Origin of the sequence: Gloeobacter kilaueensis JS1 (genome assembly GCF_000484535.1) — a bacterium.
In the GTDB taxonomy this organism is placed as follows: Bacteria; Cyanobacteriota; Cyanobacteriia; order Gloeobacterales; family Gloeobacteraceae; genus Gloeobacter; species Gloeobacter kilaueensis.
This window is the reverse complement of sequence record NC_022600.1, coordinates 2,854,958-2,866,763: the sequence shown is the minus strand read 5'-3', so window position 1 is coordinate 2,866,763 and position 11,806 is coordinate 2,854,958. Positions and strand designations below refer to the sequence as shown.

Below are 11,806 nucleotides of genomic sequence, written 5' to 3'. Positions count from 1 at the left end.
CATCCAGCAGCCGAGCCTTCCAACAAGAGAGCAATCACCTTGAGTATCATCTTGATCATCGAAGACGATTGGCAAATCCGCCACTTTTTACAAGCCGCTCTACTAGATTGTGGCTACAAGCTTATCGAGGCAGCAACTGGTCGCGAGGGAATTTCTCAGGTAGCAACCCGACGACCAGAATTGATCTTACTGGCTCTCAGCCTGCCGGATGTCGATGGGCTAGAGGTGATTCGGCAATTGCGGGAATGGACGCAGGTACCGATCATCGCGCTTTCGACCCGCGACAAGGAAGACGACAAGATCACTGCTCTGGATGCGGGCGCGGATGATTGTCTGACCAAACCGTTCGGCGCGGGAGAACTGCTCGCCCGGATGCGCGTCGCCCTGCGCCGCTCGGTTCGCAACAGACTTGAGCAGGGACAAGCGGTGTTTCGCGCCGGTGACTTGCTCGTGGACATCGAACACCGGCGGGTCTTCGCCGCCGACCGGGAGGTGCATCTCACTCCCCTCGAATACAAACTGCTGGTCACCCTGATGCGCCAGGCAGGCAAAGTTCTCACTCACCAGCAGTTGCTGACTGAAGTCTGGGGATTGTCCTATGCCAAAGAAAGTCACTACCTGCGCGTATACATGGCGCAGTTGCGGCACAAACTGGAAGCCGATCCCGCCAGGCCACGTCATCTGGTTACCGAACCTAGAGTGGGCTATCGACTCAAATCCGATTGAAGAGACGTTTCTCACTTTTTCAGGTCCATTCGCACACAACGGAAAGCACCGATTTTACAGTTCACTTACCCAGAAGAAGCCAAGCTTGATACTTTCTTGAGCAGAGCCGCGATTCAATAGAATAGACAACCAACTACATCACAGTTGTTCGTCAAAGAAACCCTGATTCTGGTCAACTCCATGACTATTTACGTCGGAAACTTGTCCACAAGTGTGACAGAGAAAGCGATTGAATCTCTTTTCCGAGGCTACGGTGTTCTTGAACAGCTCATGCTGCCCAGGGAGCAAGAGACTGGTCGTGCTCACGGTTATGCTTTTGTAAACTTGAACAACGGCGAGGATGAAGAAAAGGCCGTTCGTCTTCTAGATGCTACTGAGTGGATGGGACGTTGCCTATACGTGGTCAAAGCCACTCCTCGCATCTCGATCAAATTGCGCCAAGACAACGCATCCTAGGAGAAAACTTCAATGTTAGCTATTGCAGCGGTTGCTCTTGCTATCTGGTATTTCCACTTAAAAGAGCACTGAGCAGGTATTGGCTGTTGGCAGGAATGGAGAAACCATCATGCAATCTAAAGGGGCACAAACCCATTTTCAGCTCGCCAACGATTGGTTGCGTAAAGGAGAACACGGTGAGGCGATTGTCGAATATAACTATGCCTTGCTCTTCGAGCCGGGGTTTATCAGTGCCTACGTTAATCGTGGTGTTGCTCGCCAGGGACTCGATGATTGGCACGGAGCGATCGCCGATTATACCGAGGCTATAAGGCTTGCTCCAAAAGACGCCCTCGCCCTCAACAACCGTGGTACCGCCCGGTTGCACGTCGGAGATTGTCAGGGAGCAATCGACGATTACACTCAGGCGTTGCGGCTGGCTCCAGCATTTGCCGGTGCCCAGTTCAATCGGGGAGTGGCCCGTGACAGGCTGGGGGACAAGCGAGGCGCTTTATCTGACTTTAACAAGGCAATCCGCTTGAACCCGGAAGATTCCGAGTCGTACTACAATCGCGGCTCCGTGTACTGGGATCTCAGACATTACAACCGGGCGCTCGCCGACTTCAGTGAGGCGATCCGGTTTGCTCCGAACGATTGGGAGGCGTTCTTCAACCGTGGGCTGTGTCATAGCCAGTTGGGAAAAGACTCAGCAGCGATTGCCGACTATACCCAGTCGTTGCGGCTCAATCCCGGTAGACCAGAAGCCTACTACAACCGCGCCTTTACCTACTTCAGTACAGACAGGCTGCTGGAAGCAATCGAAGACTTCCGTCAGGCAATTCGTCTTATTTGTGCAGTGGACCGATCCGCTTCTCTACCAGATTTGAGCGAGTGCTGTGGAATTTTTGAGGATTTGCTCATAGTGGCGGAGCGGCTTTATAGACAGGGAGACCGGGCTGGCTGCCGCAGCATTCTGCTGTGGTTAAAGAATCTGCGCACCAGCAAACTCACCCGCGAGCGCTGCGGGACGTAAAGGGCCATTCACTTTTGCTGCAAGGTCTGCAGCGCTAAGCCGTACTGTCGAGCGATGTCCTCGCGGTCGAATGGCTCGTAAATCTGGGCGGTCTGGCTAGATGCAATCATTTCAGCATGATGCAGCAGGGCGGCTCGGTTCATGTCCAAATGGGCATGTTCAGCAATGGTAGTGATCGCTTCTAGCAACCGGATCGTTACGGCTACGTCTGTACGGCTGTACTGGCGGATCTGGTGGAAGGCGTCGTCGAGCAATTCAAGAAACGTTACCTGGTCGGCCATCACCCGCAGGCGATGGTCGCCGTCGTAGATGCGGCCAGAGGGAAAGTCTTTTTCAGCAAGGCTGCAGAGGGCCGCACAGAGCTGGTCGATGCAGCGGATCGCCGTGAAAGGGTCGTTGATCGCAGGCGAGATAGCGCGAATCGCAATTTCCACCAGCTGCTTGATCGAAAACTCGACGTCTTGAAAAGGTGTGCGCTCCCGACCCAGAATAAAAGCCTCGCTGATCTGTACGATTAGTCGGCGGGAAGCGCGCTCTGCAGGCCAGACAATTGCAAGTTCACTGCCAGAAACGACAAATTTGCCAGGGCGCAAACATACATTCAGCAAGAGATCGTGTTCTCTTGCAAGGCGAAGCAGATGCTGGTAATCGATCGAGCGAATGTAGCCGCTCACCTGTGCCGGAATAGACCGGCCTTGCTGAGCGTCCTTGCGATCGATCCTATCGCCTGATCGAGTAGTCGAGCCAGCCTGGCCAAGTGCTCCAGAAAACATATAGATAATATTTTCCTCTAGTTCGCCGCTGATTTCCCGGATAATATGCCAGGCATTGATCGAAGTGGCAGCATGGTGGATGAAGTAGATGAGCACGACAATGCCCGCCAGGGCAAGCAGAATGGCCACTGCTACCGAAAGATGCGGGACGAAGGTGCCGGGCGGGTCCACCCGAACGGTGCGCAGAATCAGTAAGCAGTAGATGAACGTCGCGACGAAGGTGCCCAGCACCGATTGGTAATGAATATCTTGCATAAAGTTGCGCAGTACCCGTGGCCCAAACTGCTGCGAGGCGAGAGCTAGAGCGACAAGGGTGACCGAAAATACCGTGCCAGCAACGGTGATCGTTGAACCGGCCACGGTAGAAAGCAGCATCAAGGCACCGTTTGGTCCGCCGAAATAGCCTTCTGCGATCAGGCCCGTCCACGGAGCGGTATTGAGCCTGTCGATGGCGAGCATAACGCTTGATAGCGCGACAGCCGCGATCGCCATTGACGACGGCACGAACCAGTAGCCAGCGAGCAACCTCTCCTGCCAGCGAAGCAGAAGAAAGCTCTTATGTTGCAAACGCCGTTTGAGCAGTTCGATCTTCACCTTTGCTTCTGTAAACATGGTTGCGTGCTCGCGGAAGCACCCCGAGCTGTCTCCCGTTATCACTCCCGCCCCAATAACCCGAAGCTGATCCTAGACGGTCGAAAGTCTCATTGTGCTGGTCTTGACGAAATTTTGATGTCCCTGCAATCCACACTGGGTGATATAGAACGTTCCGCTACACTTTGGCGGGTGGCTCGTTGCCGGCGCAGAGGCCGCTATCTAATAAAGAAAGCGGCCCAAAGAGGGAAAGCGGATGGCGGACGTTGTTTGCCTGCTCTGGATATTGGCGCTCTTCGCCGGGGCGGGGGCACTGGTTGTGTTTTGCGGATGGCTGGCGGTAGAGCCGGCGACCGAGCAGGCACTGGTGGCAGATTCTGACGAAGTGTCCACCGGCTCCGAAGAACCAGCCCTCGCCGCACGTTCTGAGTAGAGAGACTTATGTGGACGCAACTTCGGCCAGCGCTACTGTCGGTGATGGTTCTAACGCTGCTCACCGGCATCGTCTATCCACTGCTGCTCGCGGGGATAGCAAGTCTGGCTTTTCCTTTTCAGGCGCACGGCAGTCTGGTAACCCGCAACGGACGGATCGTCGGCTCCCGACTCATCGGCCAGGAATTTACCTCCCCACGCTATTTCTGGAGCCGCCCTTCGGCCACAACCCCTGCGCCCTACAACGCGGCTGCTTCGTCGGGCTCTAACCTCGGGCCTACCAACGAGAAGCTGACCCAGGAGGGGCGCGGGCGCATTGCTCACCTGCGGGCCACCGATCCGACCAACACCGCGCCCGTACCTATCGACTTGATAACGGCCTCGGGCTCCGGGCTCGATCCGGATATTTCTCCGGCGGCGGCCCACTATCAGGCTGGGCGAGTGGCCCGTGCCCGCAGTCTCGCACCTGCCCGTGTCCACGCTCTGGTCGAACAGCAGATCGAAGGGCGAGTGCTGGGCTTTTTGGGTGAGCCGCAGGTGAATGTTCTGCAGCTTAATCTGGCCCTCGACGCGCTGGGGAGCCGATGAGCGCCCTGTTACCTGCATTCTGGAGGACTGACGATCGATGAGTGGGGCGAACTTGCTGCAGTACGGGATCTTCTTGCTGGTGGTCGCCTTGCTGGTTCAGCCTGTCGGCACCTACCTCGCTCTAGTCTTCGAGGGCGAAAAGACCCTGCTCGATCCGCTGCTACGACCGGTGGAGCGCTGGCTCCTGCGGCTGTTCGGCGTCGATATCTCCGAGCAGATGGACTGGAAGCGCTACGCCCTGTGCTTTGTTCTGTTTGGCCTGGGCGGTTCGCTGGTGCTCTATGGATTGCTGCGCCTGCAGTCGGTGCTTCCTGGAGGACCAGCGAGCTATCTGACGACACCGCTCACCCCCGATCTGGCATCGAACACAGCGATTAGCTTCGCCACGACTACCACCTGGCAGGCATATGGCGGCGAGACGACGATGAGCTATATCAGCCAGATAGTGGGGCTGAGCGCTCAAAACTTTCTGGCCGGGGCTGCCGGGCTGGCGGTGGGGATTGCCTTTATTCGCGGTCTGGCCCGGCAGCAAAGTACAGAACTGGGAAATTTTTGGGTAGACATTGTCCGCGCGTCGCTGTGGGTGTTGTTGCCACTGTCTCTGGCAGGCGGTCTGGTACTGGTCTGGCAGGGTGTACCCCTCAACTTTGATCCTTATACTGCCGTTACCACCCTCGAAGGCCGACAGCAGGTGATCGCCCAGGGACCGGTGGCTGCCCTTGAATTCATCAAAAATTTGGGCACCAACGGCGGCGGGTTCTTCAACGTCAATGCCGCCCATCCCTACGAGAACCCGACTTCGCTGAGCAATTTTCTGGAAATGCTGGCCATCGTCGTTCTGCCTGCTGCCTTGACCTGCACTTTCGGGCGGCTCATCGGGCGGCCACGGGAAGGCTGGATGCTTTTCGGGGTGATGACGGTGTTGTTCCTGCTTGGTCTACTGGCCTGCGGCTGGATAGAGCAGGCGAACAATCCACAAATTGCCGCACTCGCCAATATCCTGCCCGACGGCAACCTGGAAGGCAAGGAGGTCCGCTTTGGCATCGGCGGTTCGGTGTTGGGAGCGATCACGACCTCCAACGGGGCTACCGGCTCCTACAACTCGATGCACGACAGTTACCTGCCGCTGGGCGGCGCGGTGCCACTGGTGAATATGCTCCTGGGTGAAATTATCTACGGCGGACTGGGCACGGGCCTCTATAGCCTGATCGTCGTGCAGGTAGTGGCGCTGTTTGTCGCCAGCCTGATGGTGGGGATCGTACCGGAATATCTGGGCAAGCGCATCGGCATCGTGGAAATCAAGCTCGTCGCTCTTTACATCGTGCTTGGGCCGTTGGCGGTGCTGTCGCTCACGGCCCTGGCTGTGAGCACCGCCGAAGGCCGAGCAGGGCTTGTCACCAACAGCGGCTTTCACGGCTTCAGCGAAATTCTCTACGCCTATAGCAGCAGCTTTGCCAACAACGGCCAGAACTTTGCCGGTCTGAATGCCAATAGCCCCTTTTACAATCTGACCACCGCGATTGCGATGATGCTGGGCCGTTTTGGCCAGGGTGTGATTGCCCTGGCACTCGCAGGGCAATTCGCAAAACAGGTCCGCCGTCCTGCCACTTCTGGCAGCCTGCCCTCAGCGACGCCGCAGTTTGCTGGCTTTTTGATCGCAGTCATACTCATCACCGGTGGCCTGAGCTATTTTCCGGTGCTCGCCCTTGGTCCCATCGCCGAGCACGTTCGCCTCAACTGGTAAATAACCTCTCGCTCCACTGCAGCAAGATTGAGGAGCCCTGCATCTTAATTTGGGCCTGCAAGTTTGCAGATATTCTGCTCGAAAGTGGCGCATATATCAACTGATATATATCGCCGAACCAGAGATGTTTCTTCACAGTTGTAACGGCCAAAATTGGTGTGAATCAATGGAGAAATCGAAGCGTTTTTGAATCAGGAGTACCGTGCATGACGCTGCCGCTGGGATTGCTGTTGGTGATGACTGTTGGTCTGGCCGTCTACCTGCTGGTGGTCATGGTCAAGCCGGAATGGTTTTAGGGGAGACAGGCAATGGCCACTGAGGGTTTTTTGCAGATTGCGGTCACGATCGCCTTGATGGTGGCGATCGTGCCTTTGTTTGGAACGTACATGGCGCGGGTCTTTCAGTTCGAGCGGACCTGGCTCGATCCGCTCTTTGATCCGATCGAGGGGCTGGTGTACCGGTTGGGGGGAGTCGATTCGGCGGCGGATATGGATTGGTGGACTTACGCGCGCGCGGTGCTGGTGAGCAACCTCGCGATGTTCGTGCCGGTCTTCACGATCTTGCTGTTTCAAGGAAGCCTGCCCTTCAATCCGAATGCGATTGCCGGGATGAGCCCGGATACGGCTCTGCACACGGCGATCTCGTTTTTGACCAATACCGACCAGCAGCATTATTCCGGCGAGACGGGGACGAGCCATTTTGCCCAGATGGCCGGGCTGCAATTTTTGATGTTCACCTCGGCTGCAACCGGTCTGGCGGTGGGGGTTGCCTTTATCCGTGGGCTTCTTGGTCGGCCCATGGGCAACTTCTACGTCGATCTCACCCGCTCGATCTCGCGGATCTTGATGCCGATCTCGATTGTCTTTGCGGTCGTCTTCTTGAGCCAGGGGGTGCCGCAGAACTTGAGCGCCCTGACTGAGGTAAAGCTCACCGACCCCTATCAGACGACGGTGGACAACAAGACCGGGACCGTCGCCACCCAGAAACTCTTTACCGGGCCGTTCGCCTCGATGGAGAGCATCAAGCAACTGGGTGAAAACGGCGGCGGCTCCTACGGCGTCAATTCTGCTCACCCCTACGAAAATCCCAACCCCTTTACCAACCTGGTGCAGATCCTGCTGATGCTCTCGATTCCCACCGCCTTCATCTACACCTTCGGGGTCATGGCGGGCAACAAGAAGCAGGGCTGGGTCATTTTCTGGACCATCTTCGTGCTGTTTGTCGCCCTGGTCGGTGTCGCCGCCACCAGCGAATTTTTTGGCAATCCAACCTTGAATGCCGTTCTAGGCAGTGCCAATCCCAACTTCGAGGGCCAGGAGGTCCGCTTTGGTTGGGCACAGACTGCCCTCTTTGCCACCTCCACCACCGGGACGATGACCGGAGCAGTGAATGGGATGCACGATTCGCTGACGCCCCTGGCGCTGCTGGCAACGATCTTCAACATGTTCATGCAGGTGATCTGGGGCGGCCAGGGCACCGGACTCGCCTACATCCTGGTGTTCTTGATCATCGCTGTCTTTGTCACCGGCTTGATGGTCGGGCGGACCCCGGAAGTCTTTGGTCGCAAGATCGAGAAGCGGGAAGTCGCGCTTGCAAGCGTGATCTTTCTTATTCAGCCCATCATCACCAAAGTGCCGACAGCGATCGCCGTGGCCATCCCTGGGCTCATCTCCCTTGGCAATCCGTCCTACCACGGGCTTATGGAGCCCTTCTACGAGTACACTTCGGCAGCCGCAAACAATGGCTCCGGCCTGGGCGGTCTGACCAGTGCCGTGCCCTGGTGGAACCTCACCTGTGCGCTCGTTCTGCTTCTGGGGCGCTACGCACCGATCATCGCCTTGCTGGCTCTGGCGGGCGGCCTGCAGAAAAAACAGCCGGTGCCGGAGACTCCCGGCACCCTGCGCACCGATACGCCCCTTTTTGGAGCGGTCACCGCCGGTACGATCCTCATCCTCGGTGGACTGACGCTCTTTCCGATTGCCGCCCTGGGGCCGATCGCCGAATTCTTCGCCAATCTCGCCGGTAAGACGTTTTAGGAACCTGTCATGCAACTGAAAAATAGACCCCAAAGTCCCGTTGCTTCCGCTACCAGCCGCTCCCTCAAACGGCGTACTACGGATAGTACGGGGATTTACCAGCGGGCGATCGTCGAGTCGTTTGTCAAGCTCAACCCGCTGACGCTCTACAAAAATCCGGTGATGTTCGTCGTTGCCCTGGGCACCCTCGTCACCCTCGCCATCACCCTCCAACCGGATCTCTTCGGCGCGCAATCCAATTCGCGGTTGCTCAACGCTTTGATCACGGCAATCTTGTTTGTGACGGTGCTGTTTGCCAACTTTGCCGAGGCGGTAGCCGAGGGACGGGGTAAAGCCCAGGCGGACGCGCTGCGCCGCACCAGGCAGGATACGCTCGCCCGGCGGGTGGCAGCGGACGGGCAGATCGAGGAGGTCTCCTCCACCCAACTGCGCAAGGGGGATGTCGTCCTGGTGTCAGCTGGGGATCTCATCCCCGGCGACGGCGAAGTTCTAGACGGCGTCGCCTCGGTGGACGAATCGGCGATCACAGGCGAGTCCGCTCCAGTTATCAAAGAACCCGGCTCGGATGTGGCGAGTACGGTGACAGGCGGGACGCGCATCCTCTCCGACACCCTGCGCATCCGCATCGTCGCCAATCCGGGCGAGGCGTTCATCGACCGGATGATTGCCCTGGTGGAGGGGGCAAAGCGGCAGAAGACCCCCAACGAGATCGCCCTCACCGTTCTGCTGGCGGTCCTGACGCTTATCTTTCTCATCGTCGTCGCCACCCTGCCGCCCTTTGCCAACTTTGTCCAGGCTCCAGTGAGCATCGCGACGCTGGTGGCGCTGCTGGTGGCCCTGATTCCGACCACGATCGGGGGGCTGCTCAGTGCCATCGGTATCGCCGGTATGGACCGCGTCGCCCAGTTCAACGTGATCGCCACCTCCGGTAAGGCGGTAGAGGCGGCGGGGGACGTGGGCACTTTGATCCTCGACAAGACCGGCACGATCACCCTCGGAAACCGCCTGGCGGACGAATTTGTCCCTGTGGGCGATCACAGCCCGCTGGCGGTGGCAAACGTCGCCTGGGCCGCTTCGCTCTTTGACACCACACCCGAGGGCAAGTCGGTGGTGCGCCTGGCAGGTGAACTGGGAGCAGTGGGGGGCTACAGCCCGGAGGGGGCCGTGGGGATCGAATTTACCGCCCAGACCCGGATGAGCGGGACGGATTTTGCCGATGGCCGCAGCGTGCGCAAGGGAGCGGTCGATGCGATCAAGCGCTCTGTGATTGCCCAGGGGGGCCGGGTGCCCGCCGATCTCGAAGCGGCCACCGAGCGGGTCTCGCGCCTGGGAGGCACGCCGCTCGCCGTCTGCCAGGGCACAGAAATTTATGGCGTCATTTATCTTAAAGACATCGTCAAGCCCGGTATCCGCCAGCGCTTCGAGGAGTTGCGGCGCATGGGCATCAAGACGATCATGCTCACCGGCGACAACCGGATTACCGCCAGTGTGATTGCCGCCGAGGCAGGGGTAGACGACTTTATCGCCGAAGCGACTCCCGAGGACAAGATCCGGGTGATCCGCGAAAACCAGGCTGCGGGCAAGCTCGTGGCGATGACCGGCGACGGCACCAACGACGCACCGGCTCTAGCGCAGGCGGATGTGGGGGTGGCGATGAACTCCGGCACCCAGGCTGCCAAAGAAGCGGCCAACATGGTCGATCTCGATTCGGACCCGACCAAGCTCATCGACGTGGTGACGATCGGCAAGCAGCTTTTGATCACCCGTGGTGCCCTCACGACCTTCAGCATCGCCAACGACGTCTCCAAGTACTTCGCGATCATCCCGGCGATGTTCTCGGCTGCGGGCATTGGAGCCCTCAACGTCATGGGCCTCACCAGCCCGACTTCGGCGATTCTTTCGGCTTTGATCTTCAATGCCTTGATTATTCCGGCGCTCATCCCGCTTGCTCTGCGCGGGGTGCAATTTAAGCCCCTCACCGCCGACGAGCTACTGACGCGCAACATTCTCATCTACGGCGTCGGGGGTCTGATCGTTCCTTTTATCGGGATCAAGCTCATCGACGTGCTGGTGAGCGCGGTTGGCCTCGTTTAATACTGGAGAACCTGAGTGATGTCTGCTCTTAAAGAAATCACGACCAGCGTGCGGATGACGATCTTCTTCTGGATCGCCTGCGGCCTTGCCTATCCGCTCATCGTCACCGTCTTCGCCCAGCTCGCTTTTCCCCGTCAGGCGAACGGTTCGCTGGTCACAGATGCCAGAGGCGAGGCGGTGGGCTCCGCCCTGATTGGCCAGAAGTTCACCTCGCCGCGCTACTTTCATGGCCGGCCCAGTTCGATCGACTACAAGGCAGAAGCTTCCGGAGCCAGTCAGTACGGGGCGACGAACAAAAAGCTGATCGAGCGGGTACAGGGCGATGTCACTGCCCTCACCACCGAAAACGGCAGCAAGCCGACCATCGACCTCGTTACGACGTCGGGATCGGGGCTCGACCCGGATATCACCCCGGCAGGAGCAGAGGTGCAGGTGGGCCGGGTGGGCCGGGCGCGCAACCTCGATCCGGCACTCGTGAGGCAACTTGTCGCCGCCCATACGGAGGGCCGGTTTCTCAATATCTTTGGTGAACCCCGCGTCAATGTTCTGGCCCTGAATCTCGCCCTCGATCAACTCAAGCCCTAGATGAATGGCTCTCAAAGCAGCGCGCCGATTGCCGCCTGCGAACATTCGCGGCGTATCTCGAACGCCTAAACTGGTGAGGTGGATAAACCGACGCACTACCAGACCCTGGGCATCGACCCGTCGGCGACGACGGAGCAGATCCGCGCTGCCTACCGGCGACTGGCCAAGCAGCACCACCCCGATACCGGTGCGCCTGCCGGTCATCAGCGGATGGTTTCGCTCAACGAAGCCTACGAGGTTTTAAGCGAACCGGAGCGGCGGCGCTCCTACGACCGGCTTTTGGCCCGCGACAGCGAGCGGGGAGTGACCGCTACCCAGACGGTGCCCCGCGCTCCGGCGGGCCGGGGAGTCTCCGAGGACAACGAGCGGCTGAGTTGGCTCAAAGAAATCTACCAGCCGGTGAGTGCCGCTATCCAGAAGGTGGTGCGGCCTTTTGAGCGCCAGCTGGACGAACTTTCTTACGACCCCTACGACGACGAATTGATAGGCCAGTTCGAGGCGTACCTCCAGCGCAGCCAGCAGTACTACCAGCAGGCGCGCACCCTCTTCGCTTCAAGACCCAATCCCGCCGGGGCGGCGCTGGTGGCGGAGCTGTTGTTTCACGGCCTCAATCAACTCGGAGACGCCCTCGACGAGTTGCGCTACTTTACCCAGAACTACGACTACCAGCACCTGCACGTTGGCCAGGAACTGATGAGCATCGCCTGGGATCTGCGAGGCCAGGCCGTCAAGGCGGCTGAACGGCTGCTGCGCACAGCGGCGTTCTGAG

At 58.7% G+C, this 11,806-nt stretch carries 12 protein-coding genes; 11 read left to right on the top strand and 1 reads right to left on the bottom strand.

Annotation, left to right across the window (positions count from 1 at the left end):
- The first annotated feature begins 39 nt into the window (after positions 1–39).
- The 3 genes from GKIL_RS13310 to GKIL_RS13300 all read left to right on the top strand — a co-directional run bounded on the left by GKIL_RS13310 (position 40) and on the right by GKIL_RS13300 (position 2,194).
- Complete coding sequence (locus tag GKIL_RS13310; protein ID WP_023174173.1) at positions 40–726, top strand: response regulator; 687 nt, start codon at positions 40–42, stop codon at positions 724–726.
- Between the two features lie 144 nt (positions 727–870).
- A complete protein-coding gene (locus tag GKIL_RS13305; RefSeq protein ID WP_223173769.1) occupies positions 871–1,182 on the top strand; it encodes an RNA recognition motif domain-containing protein in 312 nt (103 codons plus the stop codon).
- 109 nt (positions 1,183–1,291) lie between these two features.
- Positions 1,292–2,194 carry a tetratricopeptide repeat protein gene (locus tag GKIL_RS13300; protein ID WP_023174170.1) on the top strand — a complete coding sequence of 301 codons (903 nt, stop codon included), beginning with the start codon at positions 1,292–1,294 and terminating at the stop codon, positions 2,192–2,194.
- 8 nt (positions 2,195–2,202) lie between these two features.
- Here GKIL_RS13300 and GKIL_RS13295 read toward each other — a convergent pair whose 3' ends face one another.
- Entirely contained in the window at positions 2,203–3,561 is a 1,359-nt protein-coding gene (locus GKIL_RS13295) for a DUF2254 domain-containing protein (RefSeq protein WP_223173768.1), read from the bottom strand.
- 253 nt (positions 3,562–3,814) lie between these two features.
- Here GKIL_RS13295 and GKIL_RS25305 point away from each other — a divergent pair, with 253 nt between their 5' ends.
- The 8 genes from GKIL_RS25305 to GKIL_RS13265 all read left to right on the top strand — a co-directional run bounded on the left by GKIL_RS25305 (position 3,815) and on the right by GKIL_RS13265 (position 11,805).
- On the top strand, positions 3,815–3,991 hold the full coding sequence (locus GKIL_RS25305) for a hypothetical protein (RefSeq protein ID WP_023174168.1): 177 nt from the start codon (positions 3,815–3,817) through the stop codon (positions 3,989–3,991).
- Between the two features lie 8 nt (positions 3,992–3,999).
- Entirely contained in the window at positions 4,000–4,578 is a 579-nt protein-coding gene (gene kdpC / locus GKIL_RS13290; protein WP_023174167.1) for a potassium-transporting ATPase subunit KdpC, read from the top strand.
- 37 nt (positions 4,579–4,615) lie between these two features.
- Positions 4,616–6,322, top strand: a complete 1,707-nt coding sequence (gene kdpA, locus GKIL_RS13285) for a potassium-transporting ATPase subunit KdpA (protein WP_023174166.1) — start codon at positions 4,616–4,618, stop codon at positions 6,320–6,322.
- A 206-nt stretch (positions 6,323–6,528) separates the two neighbouring features.
- A complete protein-coding gene (kdpF, locus tag GKIL_RS23660) occupies positions 6,529–6,618 on the top strand; it encodes a K(+)-transporting ATPase subunit F (protein WP_023174165.1) in 90 nt (29 codons plus the stop codon).
- A 12-nt stretch (positions 6,619–6,630) separates the two neighbouring features.
- The gene (gene kdpA, locus GKIL_RS13280; RefSeq protein WP_023174164.1) at positions 6,631–8,358 is read left to right on the top strand and encodes a potassium-transporting ATPase subunit KdpA; all 1,728 of its coding nucleotides are present in this window, start codon (positions 6,631–6,633) and stop codon (positions 8,356–8,358) included.
- A gap of 9 nt (positions 8,359–8,367) precedes the next feature.
- The gene (gene kdpB, locus GKIL_RS13275; protein WP_023174163.1) at positions 8,368–10,452 is read left to right on the top strand and encodes a potassium-transporting ATPase subunit KdpB; all 2,085 of its coding nucleotides are present in this window, start codon (positions 8,368–8,370) and stop codon (positions 10,450–10,452) included.
- Positions 10,453–10,470: 18 nt separating this feature from the next.
- Positions 10,471–11,037, top strand: coding sequence for a K(+)-transporting ATPase subunit C (gene kdpC / locus GKIL_RS13270; protein ID WP_023174162.1), 567 nt, complete (start codon positions 10,471–10,473; stop codon positions 11,035–11,037).
- A gap of 78 nt (positions 11,038–11,115) precedes the next feature.
- Complete coding sequence (locus GKIL_RS13265) at positions 11,116–11,805, top strand: J domain-containing protein (protein ID WP_023174161.1); 690 nt, start codon at positions 11,116–11,118, stop codon at positions 11,803–11,805.
- Position 11,806: the final 1 nt, after the last annotated feature.